This window comes from Streptomyces sp. NPDC031474 (genome assembly GCF_055581185.1).
This window is the reverse complement of sequence record NZ_JBVIJX010000011.1, coordinates 1-22,007: the sequence shown is the minus strand read 5'-3', so window position 1 is coordinate 22,007 and position 22,007 is coordinate 1. Positions and strand designations below refer to the sequence as shown.

At 69.0% G+C, this 22,007-nt stretch carries 18 protein-coding genes and 1 pseudogene; 10 read left to right on the top strand and 9 right to left on the bottom strand.

All coding sequences use genetic code 11. The annotated features are described in order from the left end of the window. Nucleotides 1–234: 234 nt before the first annotated feature. Nucleotides 235–1,665 (bottom strand): cation:dicarboxylate symporter family transporter, encoded by a 1,431-nt coding sequence (locus ACZ5SK_RS23640; protein WP_361710478.1) that lies wholly within the window; start codon nucleotides 1,663–1,665, stop codon nucleotides 235–237. A 124-nt stretch (nucleotides 1,666–1,789) separates the two neighbouring features. Between ACZ5SK_RS23640 and ACZ5SK_RS23635 the strand changes: the two genes are divergently transcribed. Continuing rightward, nucleotides 1,790–3,439 carry a sensor histidine kinase gene (locus tag ACZ5SK_RS23635; RefSeq protein WP_334577137.1) on the top strand — a complete coding sequence of 550 codons (1,650 nt, stop codon included), beginning with the start codon at nucleotides 1,790–1,792 and terminating at the stop codon, nucleotides 3,437–3,439. Then, a complete protein-coding gene (locus tag ACZ5SK_RS23630) occupies nucleotides 3,436–4,134 on the top strand; it encodes a response regulator (RefSeq protein WP_334577138.1) in 699 nt (232 codons plus the stop codon). Before ACZ5SK_RS23635 ends, ACZ5SK_RS23630 begins: the two co-directional genes overlap by 4 nt. Before the next feature lie 133 nt (nucleotides 4,135–4,267). Here ACZ5SK_RS23630 and ACZ5SK_RS23625 read toward each other — a convergent pair. Next, nucleotides 4,268–4,804: pseudogene (locus ACZ5SK_RS23625) on the bottom strand (hypothetical protein); the annotation flags it as partial. Between the two features lie 45 nt (nucleotides 4,805–4,849). On the opposite strand from ACZ5SK_RS23625, the gene ACZ5SK_RS23620 reads away from it, so the two are divergent. Then, nucleotides 4,850–5,752 carry a 5'-methylthioadenosine/S-adenosylhomocysteine nucleosidase gene (locus ACZ5SK_RS23620; RefSeq protein ID WP_468576572.1) on the top strand — a complete coding sequence of 301 codons (903 nt, stop codon included), beginning with the start codon at nucleotides 4,850–4,852 and terminating at the stop codon, nucleotides 5,750–5,752. Nucleotides 5,753–5,824: 72 nt separating this feature from the next. Continuing rightward, nucleotides 5,825–6,538 (top strand): XRE family transcriptional regulator, encoded by a 714-nt coding sequence (locus ACZ5SK_RS23615; protein WP_468576570.1) that lies wholly within the window; start codon nucleotides 5,825–5,827, stop codon nucleotides 6,536–6,538. A gap of 40 nt (nucleotides 6,539–6,578) precedes the next feature. Here the strand turns inward: ACZ5SK_RS23615 and ACZ5SK_RS23610 are convergent, their stop codons facing one another. After that, entirely contained in the window at nucleotides 6,579–7,604 is a 1,026-nt protein-coding gene (locus ACZ5SK_RS23610; protein ID WP_079659442.1) for an ATP-dependent 6-phosphofructokinase, read from the bottom strand. A 181-nt stretch (nucleotides 7,605–7,785) separates the two neighbouring features. Between ACZ5SK_RS23610 and pta the strand changes: the two genes are divergently transcribed. The 3 genes from pta (at nucleotide 7,786) to pyk (ending at nucleotide 12,655) form a co-directional block, all read left to right on the top strand. Continuing rightward, nucleotides 7,786–9,876, top strand: coding sequence for a phosphate acetyltransferase (gene pta / locus ACZ5SK_RS23605; RefSeq protein WP_334577141.1), 2,091 nt, complete (start codon nucleotides 7,786–7,788; stop codon nucleotides 9,874–9,876). Further along, the gene (locus ACZ5SK_RS23600) at nucleotides 9,873–11,081 is read left to right on the top strand and encodes an acetate kinase (protein WP_468576568.1); all 1,209 of its coding nucleotides are present in this window, start codon (nucleotides 9,873–9,875) and stop codon (nucleotides 11,079–11,081) included. Before pta ends, ACZ5SK_RS23600 begins: the two co-directional genes overlap by 4 nt. Nucleotides 11,082–11,221: 140 nt before the next feature. Then, the gene (gene pyk, locus ACZ5SK_RS23595; RefSeq protein ID WP_361710460.1) at nucleotides 11,222–12,655 is read left to right on the top strand and encodes a pyruvate kinase; all 1,434 of its coding nucleotides are present in this window, start codon (nucleotides 11,222–11,224) and stop codon (nucleotides 12,653–12,655) included. Between the two features lie 129 nt (nucleotides 12,656–12,784). Here pyk and ACZ5SK_RS23590 read toward each other — a convergent pair whose 3' ends face one another. The 4 genes from ACZ5SK_RS23590 to ACZ5SK_RS23575 all read right to left on the bottom strand — a co-directional run bounded on the left by ACZ5SK_RS23590 (nucleotide 12,785) and on the right by ACZ5SK_RS23575 (nucleotide 17,171). Beyond that, nucleotides 12,785–14,167 carry a hypothetical protein gene (locus tag ACZ5SK_RS23590; RefSeq protein ID WP_334577144.1) on the bottom strand — a complete coding sequence of 461 codons (1,383 nt, stop codon included), beginning with the start codon at nucleotides 14,165–14,167 and terminating at the stop codon, nucleotides 12,785–12,787. Next, a complete protein-coding gene (locus tag ACZ5SK_RS23585; RefSeq protein WP_334577145.1) occupies nucleotides 14,157–14,795 on the bottom strand; it encodes a DUF6114 domain-containing protein in 639 nt (212 codons plus the stop codon). The genes ACZ5SK_RS23590 and ACZ5SK_RS23585 overlap by 11 nt, the downstream gene beginning before the upstream one ends. 118 nt (nucleotides 14,796–14,913) lie before the next feature. Then, nucleotides 14,914–15,546: a DUF6230 family protein gene (locus ACZ5SK_RS23580; RefSeq protein ID WP_334577146.1), complete on the bottom strand. Its 633-nt coding sequence runs from the start codon at nucleotides 15,544–15,546 to the stop codon at nucleotides 14,914–14,916. 647 nt (nucleotides 15,547–16,193) lie between these two features. Next, the gene (locus ACZ5SK_RS23575; protein WP_334577147.1) at nucleotides 16,194–17,171 is read right to left on the bottom strand and encodes a tetratricopeptide repeat protein; all 978 of its coding nucleotides are present in this window, start codon (nucleotides 17,169–17,171) and stop codon (nucleotides 16,194–16,196) included. 187 nt (nucleotides 17,172–17,358) lie between these two features. On the opposite strand from ACZ5SK_RS23575, the gene ACZ5SK_RS23570 reads away from it, so the two are divergent. Then, nucleotides 17,359–17,982 carry a TetR/AcrR family transcriptional regulator gene (locus ACZ5SK_RS23570; RefSeq protein WP_334577148.1) on the top strand — a complete coding sequence of 208 codons (624 nt, stop codon included), beginning with the start codon at nucleotides 17,359–17,361 and terminating at the stop codon, nucleotides 17,980–17,982. A 20-nt stretch (nucleotides 17,983–18,002) separates the two neighbouring features. Here ACZ5SK_RS23570 and ACZ5SK_RS23565 read toward each other — a convergent pair whose 3' ends face one another. Beyond that, nucleotides 18,003–18,404 carry an ATP-binding protein gene (locus tag ACZ5SK_RS23565; RefSeq protein WP_334577149.1) on the bottom strand — a complete coding sequence of 134 codons (402 nt, stop codon included), beginning with the start codon at nucleotides 18,402–18,404 and terminating at the stop codon, nucleotides 18,003–18,005. A gap of 144 nt (nucleotides 18,405–18,548) precedes the next feature. On the opposite strand from ACZ5SK_RS23565, the gene ACZ5SK_RS23560 reads away from it, so the two are divergent. Next, the gene (locus ACZ5SK_RS23560) at nucleotides 18,549–19,430 is read left to right on the top strand and encodes a helix-turn-helix transcriptional regulator (RefSeq protein ID WP_334577150.1); all 882 of its coding nucleotides are present in this window, start codon (nucleotides 18,549–18,551) and stop codon (nucleotides 19,428–19,430) included. Between the two features lie 11 nt (nucleotides 19,431–19,441). Then, the gene (locus ACZ5SK_RS23555) at nucleotides 19,442–19,675 is read left to right on the top strand and encodes a DUF397 domain-containing protein (RefSeq protein WP_334577151.1); all 234 of its coding nucleotides are present in this window, start codon (nucleotides 19,442–19,444) and stop codon (nucleotides 19,673–19,675) included. 1,203 nt (nucleotides 19,676–20,878) lie between these two features. On the opposite strand, the gene ACZ5SK_RS23550 is transcribed toward ACZ5SK_RS23555, so the two are convergent. Beyond that, nucleotides 20,879–21,187, bottom strand: coding sequence for a hypothetical protein (locus ACZ5SK_RS23550; protein ID WP_334577152.1), 309 nt, complete (start codon nucleotides 21,185–21,187; stop codon nucleotides 20,879–20,881). Nucleotides 21,188–22,007: the final 820 nt, after the last annotated feature.

Genomic DNA, 22,007 nt, shown 5'->3' with positions numbered 1-22,007 from the left:
CGACGTCAAGGCAACGCCGACGACACCGTGCGCCGACAACAAAACCGGGCGACCGAGCCACGGGGGAGTGCTCGGCCGCCCGGAGACGGTGGGGTGGAGAAGGTGGAGAAGGTGGGGACGGGAGTGGTGAGGGTGGAGACGGGGGTGGTGCGGCGGTGCGGCGGTGCGGTGCCCGGGTGTCCGGCCCCGGTTCAGGCGGGGCCGGACACCCGGAGTCGGGGGCCCGTCAGCGGATCAGGCCTTGGCGAGTTCCTTCTCGCCGCCCTCGCGCTGCTCGGGCAGGTCCGCGGAGTCGTCCTCGGCCTCGTCCTCGTGGTCGAGCAGGGTCTTCTCGTCGAAGGGCAGACCCCCGGCGAGCACCAGCTGGACGCGCTCCTTGTCGATCTCCTTGGTCCAGGTGCCGACCAGGACGGTGGCGACGGCGTTGCCCGCGAAGTTGGTGAGGGCGCGGGCCTCGCTCATGAAGCGGTCGATGCCGACGATGAGGCCCATGCCGTCCACCAGGGCGGGCTTGTGCGACTGGAGGCCGCCGGCCAGGGTCGCCATGCCGGCGCCGGTGACACCGGCCGCGCCCTTGGAGGCGACGAACAGGAAGAGCAGCAGCGGGATCTGCTCGCCGATCGACATCGGCGTGCCCATGGCGTCGGCGATGAACAGGGACGCCATGGTCATGTAGATCATGGTGCCGTCGAGGTTGAAGGAGTAGCCGGTCGGCACGGTGATGCCGACGACGGGCTTGCTGACGCCCAGGTGCTCCATCTTCGCGATGAGCCGCGGCAGCGCCGACTCGGAGGAGGAGGTGGAGAGGATCAGCAGGAACTCACGGGCCAGGTACTTGAAGAACGTCAGGATGTTCAGGCCCGCGAAGATCCGCAGCAGCGCGCCGAGCACGATGAAGACGAACAGGAAGCACGTGGTGTAGAAGCCGAGCATCAGGACGGCGAGGCTCTTGAGCGCGTCCACGCCCGCCGAGCCGACGACCGCGGCCATCGCGCCGAACGCGCCGACCGGGGCGGCCCACATGACCATCGCGAGGATGCGGAAGACGAGCCGCTGGATGTGCTCGACGCCGCGCAGCACCGGCTGGCCGGCCTTGCCCATGCTCTGGAGGGCGAAACCGCAGAGCAGCGCGATGAGCAGGGTCTGCAGGACGTCCGGCTGGGTGAATGCGGAGACGATCGTGGTGGGGATGATGCCGAGCAGGAACTCGGTGGTGTCCTTGGCCTCCGCGGAGACCTGCGCCTGACCGCTCTCCTTCACGGCGTCGGTGATGTGGAGCCCGCTGCCCGGCTCCAGGATGTTGCCGACGACCAGGCCGATGGTGAGCGCCACGAGGGACATGACCACGAAGTAGCCGAGCGCGATACCGCCGACCTTGCCGACCTTGGCGGCCTGCCGTACGGATCCGATGCCGAGAACGATCGTGCAGAAGATGATCGGCGAGATCATCATCTTGATCAGGTTCACGAAACCGGTGCCGATGGGCTTCAGCTCGACGGCGAAGTCGGGGGCGATGAGACCCACGGCGATGCCGATGGCGACCGCGCCGATCACCGCGAGGTAGAGATAGTGGGTGCGGTCCCGCTTGACCACGGGTGCGGCAGGTGCCGTATCGGGGGTGCTGCTGGCGGCCACGGCTGCCCTCCTTGACGTCTTCGTCGGCATCACCGGCGTGCGGCTCACGTCCGGGGAGTTATGGGGGAATGCGGCGACTATCCCCCGCCCCTGTGAGCGCGGTCACCCTTCCGTTCATTTAGTTCACACTTAACCTCGGAGGCACACTGACGACATGCGCATCCCCGACCTCCCGAGACCACGCAGCCTCGCCGGCCAGCTCTTCGCCATGCAGGCGGTGCTGATAGCGGTGCTCGTCGCGGGATACGCGCTGTTCACGTACGTCAGCGACCGCAGCCAGGCCGAGGAGGCGGCAGGCCTCCAGGCCAAGGCCGTGGCCCGGTCGGTCGCCGACTCCCCCTCGGTACGGTCGGCCATCAGCACCCCGAACCCCACCGTCGAGCTCCAGCCCTACGCCCTGCGCGTCATGAAGGACGCGGAGGTCGACTTCGTCACGATCATGAATCCGAAGGGCATCCGCTGGACCCACCCGGACGTGACCCAGATCGGCCAGCGCTTCCGCGGCAACACGGCCAGGGCGCTGAAGGGCGAGACGTTCACCGAGACCTACACCGGCACTCTCGGCGCGTCCGTCCGCGCCGTCACCCCGATCAAGGACGGCAACGACCGGATCATCGGACTGGTCAGCGCGGGCATCAAGGTCGAGTCGATCAGCAAGCGGGTGCAGGGCCAGGTGACGGCCCTGTTCGGGGTGGCCGTCGGCGCGCTCGCCCTCGGCGCGATCGGCACGTACGTCATCAACGCGTCCCTGCGCCGGCACACCCATGGCATGAACGCGGCGGAGCTGAGCCGGATGCACGACTACCACCAGGCCGCGTTGCACGCGGTGCGCGAGGGGTTGCTGATGCTGGACGGGCAGTACAGGGTGGCGCTGATCAACGACGGCGGCCAGGAGCTGCTGGGCGTCTCCGGAGAGGTGGTGGGCACGTCGGTGGCGGACCTCGGCCTGCCGGCCCCGCTGACGGGCGCGCTGCTCTCCTCGGAACCCCGGGTGGACGAGGTCCATCTCGCGGCGGACCGGGTACTGGTGGTGAACACCTCCCCGGTGTCGGGCGGCGAACGCAGGGGCACCGTCGTCACCCTGCGCGATGTGACCGAACTCCAGTCCCTGACGGGCGAGTTGGACTCCGAGCGGGGCTTCACTCAGGCGTTGCGCTCGCAGGCCCACGAGGCGGCGAACCGCCTGCACACGGTGGTCTCGCTGATCGAGCTGGGCCGCGCGGAGGAGGCCGTGGACTTCGCGACGGCGGAACTGGAACTCGCCCAGGCGCTGACCGACCAGGTGGTCGCGGCGGTCAGCGAGCCGGTCCTGGCGGCCCTGCTGCTGGGCAAGACGGCCCAGGCCAACGAGCGGGGCGTGGAGCTGGTGGTCTCACCGGACAGCGACCTGGACGACGGGCTGCTCCCCGAGTCGCTGCCGGCCCGGGACCTGGTGACGATCCTGGGCAACCTCATCGACAACGCCGTCGACGCGGCGCAGGGCAGCGTGCCGGCGCGGGTGACCGTGACCGCGTACACGCAGGGCGACGAGCTCCTGCTCCGGGTGACGGACACGGGAACGGGCGTGGATCCCGCGCACGCCTCCCTCGTCTTCGAACGCGGCTTCTCCACGAAACCGGCCGGGCCGGGCGGCCGGGGCCTCGGGCTGGCCCTGGTCCGGCAGGCCGTGCACCGGCACGACGGGACGCTGTCGGTGGCGGAGGCGGAGGGCGGCGGAGCCGAGTTCACGGTCAGTCTGCCGTTGCGGGCGGGCTCCGCGTCCGGTGCATCCGGTTCCGCGTCTACGTCTGGAGGCAGGGGATGACGGCCGAGGAGCCGATCAGAGTACTGGTCGTCGAGGACGATCCGGTCGCCGCGGACGCCCATGTCATGTACGTCGGGAGGGTGCCGGGCTTCGTCGCGGTCGGGAAGGCGCACACGGGCGCGGAAGCCCGCCGCCTGCTCGACCGCACCCCGGTGGACCTGCTCCTGCTCGACCTCCACCTCCCCGACGCGCACGGGCTGCAACTGGCCCGATCGCTCCGCGCGGCCGGCTACCACGCCGACGTGATCGCGGTGACGTCGGCGCGGGACCTGACAGTGGTGCGCGAGGGCGTCTCCCTGGGGGTCGTCCAGTACGTACTGAAACCGTTCACGTTCGCAACCCTGCGGGACCGGCTGGTCCGGTACGCCGAGTTCCGGGGTGCCGCGGGCGAGGCGAGCGGCCAGGACGAGGTCGACCGCGCCCTGGCCGCCCTGCGCGCACCCGGGCCCGCCGCGCTCCCGAAGGGCCTGAGCGCACCGACCCTGGAGCGGGTGACGGAGGCGATACGGGAGGCCCAGGAGGGGCTCACCGCGGCGGGCGTCGCCGAGGCGGTGGGAATCTCCCGGATCACCGCCCGGCGGTACCTGGAACACCTGGTGGAGGCGGGACGAGCGGAACGCAAGCCGCTGTACGGGCAGGTCGGGAGGCCGGAACTGGTGTACCGATGGGTACGGAGTGCCGGAAAGGGACGGTGAGACGGGGTCACCCCCCGGCTCCGCCACCACTGCCGGCTCCGTCATCGCCCCCGGGTCCGCCACCACTGTCGGCTCCGTCATCACTGTCGGCTCCGCCCCCGCCGCCTGCTCCGCCTCCGCCGCCTGCTCCGCTTCCGCTCCCGAACGGCATCGCGTACAGCACCACGAACACCCCCAGCCCGACCACGCCGGCCGCCTCGGCCAGGGACAGCACCAGCAGGCCCGCCGAGACCTGTCCCCCGCTCCAGTACACGACCAGCGCGGCCAACGGCACGACGCAGAACGCCAGCAGGTCGACGGCGCACTGCACGACCTTCCGGGACACCCGCCGGGCATCGCCCCGGTGATAGGTCTCCCACCCGAAAGCGGCCTCGGTACCGGTCAGTTGCGCCAGCCGTGGCCCCAACTCCCCCCGCACATACCGTCCGATGGCCGAGATCTTCTCGTCGTTGACCAGGTAGGTCCACCCCAGCACCACACACACCGGCGGCAACGCCAGCAGCATGGACGTCTGTTTGGCCTGGGCCGCCGCGGCGATGACGGCGGCCACCACCGCCAGGGTCACGTACAGCAGGTTGTCCCGGAACCCGATCCGCGCCTTCTGCTCGTCCTTGACGCTCTGGTACTCGGCCAGCAGCAACTGCCCCGCCCCGACGTCCTGTTCGGCCACTGCAACCACCCTCTCCCCCGATGAACCTGGCAGTACCTTAAAGGTGTGTCAGAGACAAAACCCACTGTCGTGGTCCTTACCGCACTCGCGCTCGAATACGCGGCCGTGCGTGCCCACATCGCCGACCGGCAGGAGGACGTCCATCCCGACGGAACCCGCGTCGAGATCGGCCGCCTGGACGGCACGTCCTGGCAGGTGGCGCTCGCCGAGCTGGGCGAGGGCGTGAGCAACGCCTCCGCGATGACCACCCAGCTCATCAACTGGCTCCGCCCGCAGGCCGTGCTGTTCGTCGGCATCGCGGGCAGCCTGAAGGAGGACATCGGCATCGGGGACGTCCTCGTCGGCACCAAGGTCTACGGCATCCAGGGCGGCAAGTGGACCCCTCAGGGCTTCCACTCCCGCCCCGAGGCCTGGCACGCGTCCAACGCCCTGGTCCAGGCGGCCCGTTCGGCCGTGCGGGACATGACGGACGTACGGCCGCACTTCAAGCCGATCGCCTCGGGGGACGTCGTCCTGGCCGACGCCGAGTCCGAAATCGTCACGTTCCTTCGCGAGCACTACAACGACGCCGCCGCGATCGAGATGGAGGGCTCGGGCGCAGCCCACGCGGCCCATTTGAACGGCCAGGTGAGCGCCCTGGTGATCCGCGGGATCAGCGACCGCGCCGACGCGAGGAAGAGCAGGGCCGACGCCACCGGGTCACAACGACTGGCCGCCGCGCAGGCGGCGGAGGTGGCGGTGGCGGTCCTGCGCAAGCACCACCCACAGGACACGTCCGACACCCTTGGCACCCCGGAAGGCCCCCGACGCGGCTCCGGCTCCGGCTCCGGGGGCGACCACATCACCTTCCAGGGCGGGACCTACTACGGACCGGTCATCGGGAAGATCACAGGGAACACGAGACACACGGGACACACGGGACACGCGGGACGCACGGGACGCCCTTAACCCCTTCTACGATCCGTCACTCCGGCCCAACCCCCTGTAGCCACCCCGCCACCCACCCCCTACGTTGTCCCCGTGCCCAGACCCCCGTCCCACACCCGCCAGGCAGGTCCTCCCTTCAACGCGCCCGCCGCCTGCAGGCTCCGCGTCGCCCTCGGGATGACCCCGGCCCACGTCGCCCACGGGCTCCGCGCGTCCTACGCCCTCGCGCATGCCACGCCCGACCTCGTCCACGCCTGGGAACGGGGGACACTCACCCCCGCCTACCCCGAACTCACCGCCCTGGCAGGGGTGTTGTGGTGTTCGCCCGCCGAGCTGATCGGACGGCCCCGCACCCTGCGCGAGCACCGCATCGCCCGAGGTCTCGCCCCGGAGGACGTCGCGCGGGCCGTGGGGCACGAGTTCCCGGCATACACGCGGATGGAGGAGAGCGGGCAGTGGCACGGCACGGACCGGCAGTCCGCCGCGCTCGCCGAGCTGCTCGACCTCTCGCTGCCCGACCTGATCACCGTAACCGGCCACGAGGCCAGGCTCGCCGAACTGCTGCGCACCGCCGTCAGCACCCGCTGGCAGGCGTACGTGAAACCGGTGGGCAGGATCGTGCCCCTGGACCGGCGGCTCCTGGAGAACGCGCTCCAGGAGCTGCACCGGGACTACCAGGGGCAGCTGACCGCCACGCTGAGCTGGGGCGACGGCGGCGCGGCCGACGAGGCGAGCGACGCCGGCCGGGCTTTCCTCGACCGGATCGTCGACACCTTCTGGACGAGCCTTGCAAGCCGGACCGCCTAGATACGTCCAGCCCAGATACGTCCAGCAGCGCCTGAAATGTCTAGAAAACGGACTCGGCCTCGACGATCCGGTCCTTCGGGACCGTCTTCAGCTCGGTCACCGCCTCCGCCAGCGGCACCATCACCACGTCCGTCCCGCGCAGCGCCGTCATCCGTCCGAACTGGCCGCGGTGCGCGGCCTCCACCGCGTGCCAGCCGAAGCGGGTCGCGAGGACGCGGTCGTAGGCCGTCGGGACGCCGCCGCGCTGGACGTGGCCGAGGATGACCGGGCGGGCCTCCTTGCCGAGCCGCTTCTCCAGCTCGTACGCCAGTGCCGTGCCGATGCCCTGGAAGCGCTCATGGCCGAACTGGTCGATCGCACCCTTGCTGTAGTCCATGGTGCCGTCGGCCGGGTGCGCGCCCTCCGCGACGCAGATCACCGCGAACTTCTTGCCGCGCGCGAACCGCTCCTCGACCATCTTCACCAGGTCGGCGGGGTCGAAGGGGCGCTCCGGCAGACAGATGCCGTGCGCGCCCGCCGCCATGCCGGACTCCAGCGCGATCCAGCCCGCGTGGCGGCCCATCACCTCGACGACCATCACCCGCTGGTGCGACTCGGCCGTCGTCTTCAGGCGGTCCATCGCCTCGGTGGCGACGCCGACCGCCGTGTCGAAGCCGAACGTGCGGTCCGTGGAGGAGATGTCGTTGTCGATCGTCTTCGGGACGCCGACCACCGGCAGCCCGGCGTCCGACAGCATCCGCGCCGCCGTCAGCGTGCCCTCGCCGCCGATCGGGATGAGCGCGTCGATGCCGAAGTCGTGGATCATGTCGGAGGCGCTCTCGCAGGCCTCGCGCAGCCGGTCGCGCTCCAGGCGGGAGGAGCCGAGGATGGTGCCGCCGCGGGCCAGGATGCCGCTCACCGCGTTGAGGTCGAGAGCGCGGTAGCGGCCGTCCAGGAGACCCGCGTAGCCGTCCTCGAAGCCGATGACCTCGTCGCCGTAGTTGTCGACGGCGCGGTGCACGACCGACCGGATCACTGCGTTCAGGCCGGGGCAGTCGCCGCCTGCGGTGAGAACTCCGATGCGCATCGTGCTGTGTCTCCTGCTCGCTGTGGGTACCGGGGAGCCAGGTTCGATTGTTTCACGCCGCCGAGCGGGCTGTCGCTTGACGGGCGCCTTATCTACGCCCAGGGGTATTGTCAAGAGGGATCTGCTCACCTAGGTGGGCGATTTTTGTGTCCCTGAAACTGCAAGGAAACGGAGAGCTCGCGTGACCCGCAGCGTGTACGTCACCGGTATCGACCGCGGCGACGGCCGGCAGGTCGTCGAGCTGGGGGTCATGGAACTCCTGACCCGGCAGGTCGACCGGGTGGGCGTGTTCCGGCCCCTCGTCCACGACGGACCCGACCGGCTGTTCGAGTTGCTGCGCGCCCGCTACCGGCTGGCGCAGGACCCGACGAGCGTCTACGGCATGGACTATCACGAGGCGTCCGCGCTGCAGGCCGAGCAGGGGGCCGACGAGCTGGTCTCGACCCTCGTCGACCGGTTCCACCTGGTCGCCCGCGACTACGACGTCGTCCTCGTCCTGGGCACCGACTACGCCGACACCCAGTTCCCCGACGAGCTCGCCCTCAACGCCCGCCTCGCCAACGAGTTCGGCGCGTCCGTGCTGCCGGTCGTCGGCGGCCGGGGGCAGACCACGGAGTCCGTGCTCGCCGAGACCCGCAACGCCTACCGGGCGTACGAGGGCCTCGGGTGCGACATCCTCGCCATGGTCGCCAACCGGGTCGACCGCGAGGACCGCGACGAGATCGCCTCCCACCTCACCAACCGGCTGCCTGTCCCCTGCTATGTGCTGCCCGACGAGCCGGCCCTGTCCGCGCCGACCGTCGCGCAGATCAGTCACGCCCTGGGCGCGAGGGTGCTGCTGGGCGACGACTCGGGGCTGGCCCGCGACGCCCTCGGCTTCGTCTTCGGCGGGGCCATGCTGCCGAAGTTCCTGGCCGCTCTCACGCCGGGCGCGCTGGTCGTCACCCCGGGCGACCGGGCCGACCTGGTGATCGGCTCGCTCGCCGCGCACAGCGCCGGCACCCCGCCGATAGCCGGGGTGGTACTCACCCTGGGCGAGGTCCCGACCGACGAGATCCTCACCCTGGCCGCCCGCCTCGCCCCCGGCACCCCCGTCGTGTCGGTGCCCGGCAACAGCTTCCCCACGGCCGAGCAGCTGTTCTCGATGGAGGGCAAGCTGAACGCGGCCACCCCGCGCAAGGCCGAGACCGCGCTCGGGCTCTTCGAGCGGCACGTCGACACCGGTGAGCTGCTCAAGCGGGTCTCCGCGCCCAGCACCGACCGGCTCACCCCGATGATGTTCGAGCACAAGCTCCTCGAACAGGCCCGCTCCGACAAGCGCCGGGTCGTCCTGCCGGAGGGCACGGAGGAGCGGGTGCTGCACGCCGCCGAGGTGCTGCTGCGTCGCGGCGTCTGCGATCTCACGCTCCTCGGGCCCGTCGACCAGATCCGCAAGAAGGCCGCCGACCTGGGCATCGACCTCGGCGACTGCCAGCTGATCGACCCGGCCACCAGCGAGCTGCGCGACTCCTTCGCCGAGCTGTACGCCGGGTTCCGCGCCCACAAGGGCGTCACGGTGGAGCTGGCGTACGACGTCGTCTCGGACGTGAACTACTTCGGCACGCTGATGGTGCAGGAGGGCCTCGCCGACGGCATGGTCTCGGGCTCGGTGCACTCCACGGCCGCGACCATCCGCCCGGCCTTCGAGATCATCAAGACCAAGCCGGACGCCGACATCGTCTCGTCGGTCTTCTTCATGTGCCTCGCCGACAAGGTCCTGGTCTACGGCGACTGCGCCGTGAACCCCGACCCGAACGCCGAGCAGCTCGCCGACATCGCCATCCAGTCGGCGGCGACCGCCGCGCAGTTCGGCGTGGAGCCGCGGATCGCGATGCTGTCGTACTCGACGGGCACGTCGGGTTCGGGCGCCGACGTCGACAAGGTGCGGGAGGCGACGGAGCAGGTCCGGGCCCGGCGCTCCGACCTGAAGATCGAGGGGCCGATCCAGTACGACGCGGCCGTGGAGCCGACCGTCGCGGCGACCAAGCTGCCGGGGTCCGAAGTCGCCGGGCAGGCCAGCGTGTTGATCTTCCCGGACCTCAACACCGGCAACAACACCTACAAGGCCGTGCAGCGTTCGGCCGGCGCGATCGCGGTCGGGCCGGTGCTGCAGGGGCTGCGCAAGCCCGTCAACGACCTGTCGCGGGGCGCCCTCGTGCAGGACATCGTCAACACCGTCGCCATCACGGCGATCCAGGCCCAGACATCGAGTGAGAAGGCAACCGCCCAGTGAGCTCCACGCGCGTCCTCGTCCTCAACTCCGGCTCCTCGTCGGTGAAGTACCAGCTGCTCGACATGCGCGACAGCAGCCGGCTGGCGAGCGGGCTCGTCGAGCGCATCGGCGAGCAGTCCTCCCGGCTGAAGCACACGCCGCTGGCGGCCGGCGGCGAGAGCCGTGAGTGGAGCGGGCCGATCGCCGACCACGACGCCGCGCTGAAGGCCGTCGCGGAGGAGCTGGCCAAGGACGGGCTGGGGCTGGACTCCCCCGAGCTCGCCGCCATCGGCCACCGCGTGGTGCACGGCGGCAAGCACTTCACCGAGCCGACGGTGATCGACGACGCCGTCCTCGCCGAGATCGAGCGGCTGATCCCCGTCGCGCCGCTGCACAACCCGGCCAATCTCACCGGCATCCGCACCGCGACGGCACTGCGGCCGGATCTGCCCCAGGTCGCCGTCTTCGACACCGCCTTCCACACGACGATGCCGGAGGCCGCGGCCCGTTACGCGATCGACGTCGAGACCGCCGACGCGCACCGCGTGCGCCGCTACGGCTTCCACGGGACGTCGCACGCGTACGTCTCCCGGGCGACGGCGAAGCTGCTGGGGAAGACCCCCGAAGAGGTGAACGTCATCGTGCTGCACCTGGGCAACGGGGCGTCCGCGTCGGCGGTCGAGCGGGGCCGGTGCGTGGACACCTCGATGGGGCTCACCCCGCTCGAGGGTCTCGTCATGGGGACCCGCTCCGGGGACGTCGATCCGGCCGTCATCTTCCATTTGGCGCGCGTTGGGGGAATGTCCATCGACGATATCGACACTCTTCTCAACAAGAAGAGCGGTCTGATCGGGCTGTGCGGCGACAACGACATGCGGGAGATCCGGCGGCGGATCGACGAGGGCGACGAGCGGGCGAAGCTCGCCTTCGACATCTACATTCACCGCTTGAAGAAGTACATCGGCGCCTATTACGCGGTACTCGGCACCGTGGACGCCGTCGCGTTCACCGCCGGGGTCGGGGAGAACGCGGCGCCGGTGCGGGAGGCGGCCCTCGCGGGCCTTCAGTCGCTGGGTCTGGCGGTGGACGGCGAGCTGAACGCCGTACGCGGCGACAAGCCGCGGCTGATCTCGCCCGCCGGCGCGCGGGTGGCGGTCGCCGTGGTGCCGACGGACGAGGAACTGGAGATCGCCACACAGACCTACGCACTGGTGGAACGGTATTGATATGCGGCTCCGCCGCGTGGCGACCGAGCAGCCGCGTTGAAATGCGGCTCCGCCGCGTGGCAACTGAGCACATCCCTTCTCATTTGTATCTTCCACCAGACGGAATATTCCGTTGCGAAACAAACCGATAGGATCGCCCCATGCGCCGTTCGAAAATCGTCTGTACTCTCGGCCCCGCGGTCGACTCCCATGAAATGCTCGTGTCGCTGATCGAGGCCGGCATGAACGTGGCCCGCTTCAACTTCAGCCACGGCACGCACGCCGAGCACCAGGGCCGTTACGACCGGGTCCGGGCCGCCGCCAAGGAGACCGGCCGGGCCATCGGTGTCCTCGCCGACCTGCAGGGCCCGAAGATCCGTCTCGAGACCTTCGCCGAGGGTCCCGTCGAGCTGGTGCGCGGTGACGAGTTCACCATCACCACCGAGGACGTCCCCGGCGACAAGACGATCTGCGGCACGACGTACAAGGGCCTGCCCGGTGACGTCTCGCGCGGCGACCAGATCCTCATCAACGACGGCAACGTCGAGCTGAAGGTCCTGGACGTCGAGGGCCAGCGGGTCAAGACGATCGTCATCGAGGGCGGTGTCATCTCCGACCACAAGGGCATCAACCTGCCCGGCGCGGCCGTCAACGTGCCCGCGCTGAGCGAGAAGGACATCGACGACCTGCGGTTCGCGCTGCGGATGGGCGCCGACCTGGTCGCGCTGTCCTTCGTCCGGGACGCCAAGGACGTCAACGACGTCCACCGCGTCATGGACGAGGAGGGCCGCCGGGTCCCCGTCATCGCCAAGGTGGAGAAGCCGCAGGCGGTCGACAACATGGAGGACGTCGTGATGGCGTTCGACGGTGTGATGGTCGCGCGTGGCGACCTCGCCGTCGAGTACCCGCTGGAGCGGGTCCCCATGGTGCAGAAGCGCCTCATCGAGCTGTGCCGGCGCAACGCCAAGCCGGTGATCGTGGCGACCCAGATGATGGAGTCGATGATCACCAACTCCCGTCCGACCCGCGCCGAGGCCTCCGACGTGGCCAACGCGATCCTGGACGGCGCGGACGCGGTGATGCTGTCCGCCGAGTCGAGCGTGGGCGCGTACCCGATCGAGACCGTGAAGACGATGTCGAAGATCGTCACCGCGGCCGAGCAGGAGCTGCTCAGCAAGGGTCTGCAGCCGCTCGTGCCGGGCAAGAAGCCGCGCACGCAGGGTGGTTCGATCGCCCGTGCCGCCTGCGAGATCTCCGACTTCCTCGGCGGCCGCGGCCTGGTGGCCTTCACGCAGTCCGGCGACACCGCCCGCCGGCTGTCCCGGTACCGGGCGTCCCAGCCGATCATCGCCTTCACCACCGACGAGAACACCCGCAACCAGCTGGCGCTGAGCTGGGGCGTCGAGTCGCACGTCGTGCCGTTCGTGAACACCACGGACGAGATGGTCGACATGGTCGACATGGAGATCGCCAAGATCAACCGCTTCAACCCGGGCGAGATCGTCATCATCACGGCCGGTTCGCCCCCCGGCGTCCCCGGCACCACCAACATGCTGCGCGTCCACCACCTCGGCGGCGGCGGCTCCCGCGACTGATCCCGGCAGCCCCGCGAAGGGGCGTGAACGACGCTGAGGGCGCCCCCTGTTGAAGGGGGCGCCCTCAGCGCTTGTGCGGCTCCCGGACGGGTCTGGGGGGCGCTCAGCCGGTGTTGCTCGTGTCGTCCGTCAGCCGGCGGTCGTGTACTGGTGCAGTCCCGGCACGGTCAGCGTGCCGCCGAACTGACCCGCCTGCTGCACCTTCACGTTGGTGAAGTAGATCAGCGGGATGTTCAGGGGCGGCGGGCTCTTCGGGCTGAACGTGATCGGGATCAGGCCGAACAGGTTCCCGGAGATGCTCTCCGTGTACATGATCGTGTCGCCGTCGCGGATGGTCGACGTGGTGCCCTTGCCGGCCTGCACGTGGTAGGTCCGGCCGGACTGCTTGTCGTTGACCGTCTGGTGCAGGTCGCCGATGTCCGTCCCGTCGGAGATGACGTACTTCAGCACCTCCTTGACGGTGCCGTTGGCGGTCTTCACCTTGACGACGCCCTGGTAGTCGGCGCCCTTGAGGAGCAGCGAACTGGCGTTCAGGTACCAGGGGTCGTCGGGCAGCCTGATCTTGTTGTCGATGCCGCCCTCGTCGTCGGTGGCGACGGGGCAGTCGTCGGCGTTCGTGGTGGCGCTCTCCGAGGGGCTCGGCGAGGCCGTGGCGTCGCCGGTGGCCTTCCCGGCGTCCTTCGCCGTCTCCCCGGCCGTTTCGGCGGTGTCCTTGACGGTGTCCTTCACCTTGTCGGTGACGGCGTCCTTGGTGCCCTTGGACGTGCCGGAGGAGTCCTTGCCCGACGTGCCGGAGCCCGAGGAGCCGGACGGGTCCGAGGAGCCGGAGCCCGAGCCCGACGACGCGTCGCCGGCCGAGGCCGATCCGGAGGCCGACGGGGACGGGCTCGCCGTGGCCGTCGAGTCGGCGTCCTTGCCGTCGAAGAGGTCCGTGATGGCGTCGCCGACGGTCTCCAGGACGCTCTTGCTCGTCTCGGTGGCCGAGGGGCTCGCCGTCGCGGTGTCACCGGACGTCGCCGACTTCGCGGGCGAGGAGGACGCCGAAGGGGAGGGCTCCGCCGCGTCGCCGGAACCTGAATCCGACGAGGAGGAGCCGCCCTTGTCGCCCGAGTCGCCCGACGTGTCCTTCGAGCCGCCCTTGGAACCGTCCGTGGACTCGTCCTTGGAGTCGCCCTTCGAGCTGCCGGCGTCCTCGCTCGCGCTGTCCGAGGCGGACGGCGACGGCGAGGCCGACGCGGACGCGTCCGCGCCCTCCAGGGCCGCCACGCAGTCCTTGTACTCGTCGATCGTGAGGCTCTTGGACGCCGGCTGGTCGTCGGCGTTGGCGAGGGTCGGCGTGAAGCCCATCCCCATGAGAACCGCCGTCGGCATGGCCGCCAGGGCTATCGCCTTGCCGGCCGGCACGTGGAATCTCGTGAACAGCGGCTTCTTGGGTGCCGCATGGCGCGGCCCGGTGGTTCTCACGCGGGCAGCGTCCACATCGCTCCCGGTGGAAACCTCGTCAGCCGGCACTGTGCCTCCCGTTCGCCCCGTTCGCCGGGCTCGTTCGTGACAGTTCGTGCAGATCGTGCGGCTCGCCCGGCGCCTCGTCGTCCTTGGTGAAGGACGGCCCCGCAGCGGGGGCCGGGCCCGTGCTGTACGGGTTCACGGTGAGATCGCCCGCCGGGGCGGAACCCTCGGGAAACGCGCCCTCGGGGGCGTCTCCGGCGTTCGCGACGGCGTCGGGCGCCTGGGCCGGGGCGGGCGGCGTGCCCGGCGCCCAGGACACGGCCATCGCCCCGCCGATCAGCGCGAACAGGAAGCCGATGAGGAATCCGCCGAGGTTGGACACCGGGATGGAGACCAGGCCGAGCAGGATCGCCGCGACGCCCGCGAAGACCTGTACGTGCTTCTGAAACCACAGACTGATGCCCAGGACGCCCAGCAGCACACCGATGATCAGCGACCCGGCGCCCGCGGTGGTCGACATCGCCAGTGTCAGATGGCCCACCTGGAGGTGCGCGTAAGGGAAGTAGGCGATGGGGAAGCCGGCGAGAAGGACGAACAGGCCCGCCCAGAAAGGCCTGGTGCCCCGCCAGGCGCGGAACTGCTGCCTCCGGCGGGTGAACTGACCGGGGTCGGCAGGGGTCTCGGCGCTCATGGAAAACAGCTCCCTGGTGCGGCGTTTCTGTGGTGGTGAGTCGTACAGCGCGTGAAGACCCGGCCTTCACGATGGACGGGCGGGGGCGCCACCGGCTCCCCCGCCCGTCAGAGAGTGCTTAGTAGCACTCCTTGACACCCGTCGACAGCGACATCTTCAGGCCGCTGAGCTTGAAGGTTCCGGCGGTGGTCGCCCACGCCGTCTGCTTCACGTCGGTCAGCGTGACGGAGTCGGCCTGCTGGGCGAACCCGAACGGGTTCGCCGCGTCACCGCTCTTGAGACCAGGACCCTTGCTGGCGTCCTTGGCCGCGACGCCGATGTCGAGACCCCGGAACACGGCGTCCGCCGAAAGGTCCTCGACGTCGATGTACAGGTTCTCGGCCTCGACCGGCTTACTGCCGCCGCCCGCCTTCAGCGTGAGGCTGACGGAACCGATCAGCGGGATGTTCGGGGTGACCACGGACTGGCACATGTTCGTGATCGTGGCGCTCTTGAACCCGGAGACGGCGACGGGGTGAGCCGTCTTCTTGCCGTCGAGGGTGTAACCCGAGTCGATCGCGCCGTACTGCGAGAAGCCCGTGCCGTCGAGCTGGTCGGCCGTAACCTTGAACGACTGGCCGGACACGCTGAACGACGCGGCCAGTGCACCCTGCGCGAGGGCGACACCTATGCATGCCGTGGCGGCGACGCTGGGCACCATGACCACAGCGAACCGCTTCCATCTGGTCCCGCCACGCACCTGGGACTCCATATTTCCTCCTTCTCGGACGTACATCTCCTGGCCCTGACTAGCCTCCTGAAACGGCGGCTCAGCCGGGCAGGGATGGGAGAAGTGCTACGTCCTCGGGAAGGGGAGCGCCCGTAACTCGGAGGCGCGAACCGCGCACCGATCACCGGCGATCACCCCCGAGCGACAACCACTGGTCGCGCCTGACACGCATCACGCACAACCTTGCTGGGCAGGCTTCGCGCAGCGAAGACCCCCCTGCCCAAGGGCCGGCGCCACTGCCGCCTGCCCTGCTCGGTGGGGACCCAGGAAAACCCGTTGACCCAACCGGCTGTCGGGGTACGGGATTGGACCGAGCGTGGCCGATCGTGGTGCATTCTCGCCGCCCGCACAAGAGGGTTCGTTACTGGCTAGTAACGGCCGGATAACCGAACAACGACCCACAGGTCTCGACCGGCAACACAGGGTGTCATCCATGCCCAGGACAAAGCTGTTGATGGATGGACAGAATCCGACAGATCAACGCCCTCGTCTTACTGGCAGTAACAGCGGCCGCGATTACCAAGATTTGGTAAAACGCGGCCGCGGAAGAACCTTCTCGGCAGAACTTTCACTCCGGCGACACGGGCTCTGACGTTTAGCGACTGGTCAGAACCCGCGCTCCGTCCGGATCAGAACAGCGCGCGCGCCAGCGCCCGCCTGGCCGCCGCCACCCGGGGGTCGTCGGGCCCGACCACCTCGAACAGTTCGAGCAGTCGCATCCGTACGGCGTCCCGGTCATCGCCGGCCGTGCGCTGCACGGTGTCGATGAGCCGCCCGAAGGCGTCCTCGACATGACCGCCCACCAGATCCAGGTCGGCCGCGGCGATCTGCGCCTCGACGTCCATGGGTCGGTCGGCCGCCTCCTTGCGCACCTGCTGCGGATCCATACCGCCCACCCGCTGAAGCAACTCGGCCTGCGCGAGCCCGAGTTTGGCCTCGCTGTTGCCCGGGTCGTCGGCGAGCACGTTCTTGTACGCCTGCACCGCGCCGCCGAAGTCACCGGCGTCCAGCGCCTGTACGGCGGCTTCGAGCAGTCCGTCGTACGGCCCGACCGGCTCGGCCGCGGCGGCCTCCGGACGGCCGCCCGGCTCGGCGTCGGGATCGACGCTCAGACCGGTGAGCCCGAAGCGCTGCTCGGCGACCTGCACCAACTGGTCGAGGGTCTGCCGGATCTGGGCCTCGCCGGCCGCCCCCTGGAAGAGCGGCAGCGCCTGCCCGGCGACGACGGCGAACACCGCCGGGATGCCCTGCACCCCGAACTGCTGCATCAGCATCTGGTTGGCGTCGACGTCGATCTTGGCGAGCAGGAAGCGGCCGTTGTACTCGACGGCGAGCCGCTCCAGGACGGGGCTCAGCTGCTTGCAGGGCTGACACCACTCGGCCCAGAAGTCGATGACGACCGGCACCTCGGCGGACCGCTGCAGGACCTCCCGCTCGAAACCCGCCTCATCGACGTCGATGACGAGATCGGCCGGGGAGACGGCCCCCGCGCCGCCCTGCCGCGCCGTTTCGGCGCGCGTCTGCTCCGCCTTCGCCTTGGCCTCCTGGGCCGCCTTCACCGCGGCGAGGTCGACGACTCCGCTCATGGACATGTTCCGTGGCTGCATGCGTCTATCCTCCCCCGTCAGCGCCCCTACATGAAAAGCGTTCCGTGCACGTCCCCGACGACACGCGCTTACGCTACGAGTCGTAGCGTAATGGCACTGAGTGCCGCCACAACAGCACCCCCCGGTATCGCCCTCTGGTGATCTGCCTCACGGGAGCCCGGAACAAACCGCCGGTTATGGTCGGGGGATGCAGAGCCGCACCCCCGTATGCCGTACCGGCCGTCCGCGCAGCGCCGCCGCGGACACCGCGATCCTGGCTGCGACACGGGAGGCGCTGGTCGAACTGGGCTGGTCGAAGCTGACCCTGGGCGATGTGGCCGCGCGCGCGGGCGTGGCGAAGACGACCCTCTACCGCCGCTGGTCCGGCAAGAACGAACTGGTCGTCGACGCGGTCGCGGAACTCTTCGGCGAACTCGAACTCCCCGACCGCGGCAGCCTGGCCGCCGACATCGAGGGCGTGGTCCTGCAGTTCGCGGCGATCCTGGCCCGCCCGGAGGCCAAGAGCGGTCTGATGGCGGCCGTCGCCGAGTCCACCCGCGACGACGCCCTGCGCGAGCGCATCCGCGCCTCCATCGTCGACCCTCAGAAGGACCTCGTCCTGGAGGGCCGGGCCCGCGCCCACGCCCGCGGCGAACTCCCCCCGGAGTCCGACCCCGAGGAGGCGGCCCGCACCGTCGACCTCATCTTCGACGTCGTCGCCGGCGCGGTCGTCCACCGGTCCCTGGTGAGCGCCGAGCCTGTCGACGCCGAATGGGCCCGCACCTTCACCATGCTCCTGCTGAACGGCCTGACCTCGTCGGCGACCGCCTGACGCCGGTTCCCTCCCACGAGTCACCCACCGCCCAGCTCGCACCAGACCAGCTTCCCGCGCGGGACGGGCGCGCCGAGGGAGTAATGCCCCCACCGGTCGGCAAGCTCTTCGACGATCCCGATCCCGCGCCCCTCTTCACGCTCGGCGCCGCACAGCCGTGGAAGTCGGGGCGGCACACTGCTGGTGTCCCAGACCGAGAGCCGCAGCCACTTAGCCGAGCCCTTCACGCGGAGACAGGAAGGGCCAGGGGCGTGCACATGCGCGTTGGTGACCAGCTCGGAGACCAACAGTTCGGCTGTGACGAGGAGTTCGCCGAACCCATGTGCGCGGAGGATCAGCCGCAGGGCACCGCGCGCGACGTCGACGGCGAGGGGGTTGTGCGGGAGGTTGATGCTGTACTCCCAGTCGTCCTCGTTGTTCATGAGGCCTCCGCCCTAGGGAAGATTCACCGCTCGGCTACACACAGTGTGTGCCGGTTGCGATACTGACGGTAGAGCGAGTGGGGCCAGATTTTCCACCACCTTCCACGAAAGAGTGACACCCAACTCCCAGAAAAGGACGGACCCTTGGCGCTACGAACCAGGATCAGTGAACGGCAGCGGCGCGTCGCGGCCGAGCTGCGCAGACTGCGCGAGGCCCGCGGCATCTCCACGAACGACGCTGCTGCGGCGGCCGACATGAAGGCCCCTTTCCTGAGCAAGATCGAGGCCGGCCGCACGGCCGTCACCACCGACCGGATGCACAAGCTATGCCAGCACTACGGGGGCATTTCTGCCCCATATCTTGAAGCCTTGGTCGCCATGTCCGAGTCCAGCGGCAAGGGCTGGTGGAGCGCCTATCAGGGAAGGGTCACTCAGTACGCGCTCAACCTCGCGGAACTGGAGGCCGGTGCGGTCAGCCTCTGCTCGTACGAGCCTTTGCTCGTCCCCGGCCTGTTCCAGACCGAGGAGTACATCCGGGCTCTGTTCGCAGACGTGAAGCCCAAACACGCCACAGCCGAGGACGCCATTGCCTTCAGGCTGGAGCGGCAGCGACCTCTCGTGGGCGAGAACGCCCCCGCTGTGCACGCCGTGATCCACGAGGCCGCCCTGCGCATGCACTACGGCGGCTCCACTGTTATGCGCAGGCAACTGCTGCATCTCATCGAACTGTCGAGATTGCCGAACGTGACCATCCAGGTCTTCCCGTTCCGCGCACGAACCTTCCTGGGCGTCAGCACCCCGTTCCTGTACGTGCGGCCGCCGGTCGAAGAACTGGCCACGGTCGTACTGGAACATCCGAACGAGCCGATCTACCGTGACGCACCTGACCATCTGTCCCAATACCGTGCGCTCTTCACCCGGTTGAAGGAATCCGCGCTCCCTCCGATCGCACCCTCGCACGCCCCCGAAGCGCAGGCGGTACCGGGCTCCTTGATGCTGATCCAACACCTCTTGTACGACCTCTAGAGAGGCCCACAGTGCCCCAACTCACCTGGCAGAAATCATCGTTCAGCGGCGACGAGTCCGGCAACTGCCTCTACCTCGCGGCCACCCCCGACGGCACCCTCCGCCTCCGCGAGAGCGACGCCCCCGACGAGATCGTCACCACTGACCCAGCCCGCCTCGGTCACCTCATACGGGTGGTGAAGGCAGGCCGCTCGCTCTGGCCACCGCACGGAGCAGGTCATGGGGATAACGGTGCGGCATCCTGATTCCCGTACGGCCGGTGAACAGCGGGCCGCCGTGCCGGCTCTCACTGGCGACGCGTGCGGGCCCCGCTCGTCGAACACGGCGAGAAGGACCGCCATCTACCATGAGCCGAGACCTGCCGGGGTCAGTTGGGCGGGATTCCCGAGACGAGGGCGGCGGACCGCCGGGTTGTGCGCGACGGCGTCACTGCGGAGCGACTACGCGTAGAAGGAGCGGACCGCGGAGATGCGCCGCGCCGTGGAGCTGTGGGGTGCCCCAGGCCTGTGGGCTCACAGCGCGACGTGCTGGGCGGCGGCCCTGTCCCACGCCAGGCCCGTCTCGCAACCGTGATCGAGCCAATCAGCCACGTGGCAACGATGGTTCTCGCGAGTACGCGGGGGATACGGAGTCGCCGCCGGCCATGGCGCCAACAGCTCATGCGGATCCCAGCCCAAAGCGCCCCCTCCCTGGCACCCCATCCTGGCAGGCGACGACGGGCACGTCCACACGTGTCGGCAAGGCGGACCGGAGAGACAGCAGCCTCGTCTCACCACACTTACTGGCGACCCCCTCGACGCGGCCGGGCCGGACGCCGGCAGGTCTGCCTCCACGGCCTCTGACACTCGACCGCGCCCCGGAGCAAGGCGTGGACCTCGTCATCCGCTCGCGAGAATCACCACATGAGACCCTCCCTACCCGCCTGGGCAGCGAGAACATCTCTGCTTCAGCCAGGCACCCTGCCTAATATTAAAAAGAGCTAATTACCAGCCCATCGACCCAAACAGCCGACTATCGGGGATGAACCACTACTACTTTGTGCAGCGCTGCATCTCCGTCGACGCCGCCGCCCCACTCGAGGCAATAGTGATCCCCTTCACAATCGATTTATTCGGGAGTTCCGGGCGGGACCGACCGGTAGAAGTCGGCGAGCATGTCCGTAAATGCTTCACACTCCCCCCTCGACCAGCCGACGTAATCTTTGAACGCTTGGTCGGACGGGACTAGAGCATCTACCCACCCCAAAACCGAGATGATCATGACGACCTCGCGACGGTTCATCGTGAGGGAGAATTCACCCTCCATATATTCCATATGCATGCAAATCCTATTCCTTTGCCATCGAGACCGCGCCCATGCGCCCAGCCCCTCACTCGACGTACCCGCTTCATGAAATCATCTGGATCAGCAGCACAATGCCCGCCCCAATCGAAAACCGGACCGACCGATTAGGGTTCGACATATTTTGTTCCGACGGCATTCTTCCACTGCTGCTCTGTGAAGTTGTAGGCATGCACGTCTTGCGGGGTTCGAACCACGAGTATTTTGTTTGACGAGTCATAGTGGACGGCATTGCCGGTCGAAGAGTCGACGTGGGTGAAATTGCGAGGCTGCGCGAGGTAGTGCGCGGTAGCCACCGCATCAGTTCCGATCCCATTGAGGGCATGTCCAGTAGCGCCCTCGCCATATCGAGCTATGTTGTACTCCACCCCTTGAGCCACCGCCGGTCCATAGGTGTCGTAGATATGGTCCAGCACGTCATCGGATGCCGTCCAACAGCCAGAATTGTGGACCAGGACTGGTATCGAGCCAGCCAGCACATAGTACGTGTGCTACGCGACCCCTCTCTACCTGCGTTTTCGCAGGTCAAGCGGTATTCGACGGTCCGCTGAGGTGCGGGTTCGGCCGGGGTTGTTCGTGGTTGTTGCCGTCACTACTGCCGTCAAGGGTCTAGACCAATCAGGTAGGCCCAATGACCTACGCGGTTCGGCGGGCGGCCGCCGGGGCGACCCACAGCAGGCGTGCGGCCAGCTGGTGCGTCGATCAGTCTCGCAGCGCGGGGGCCGGGGCGGGAGGGGTTGGCCTGCGACGGGCGGCCGGGAGCTTCGCTCCCCGCCGGAGGCAGCGCCGGCCACCGCCCTCGGTGAGCCCGGCGGCGAACGTGAGGGGCGGCCCCCTGGTCGGCCCTGTGCCTGCGATCCGGCCGTAGGACGGTCGTAGGCGACAACTTGCTCCGCCAGGAGCCCAGTTACGGTCAGCCCGGCGACCAGGCAGATTGCCGCTCCGGCAACCCCGGATTACCCCCGACTGCCGGGGCGGCTCGCCACCTGCGGCGTAGCTGGCCTCCCGATTGAACGGCGGGTTTGTCGGCGACGGCGGCCAGCCTCGGCGGGCGGAAGCCGCCTTGAACCTCGTAGAGAAAATCTGAACGCACCGCCCTGACCAGCGTCTGTCCGGTCCCGGGAGATGCTTGACACTTCGGTCCCAGCTGATGGTTGACGGTGGCCGTGTTCGGCTTTTCTGTGCACGTCGTTGTGGCGTGTGGCGGGAGGCCGGGATTGGCTCTGGTGGAGTTGT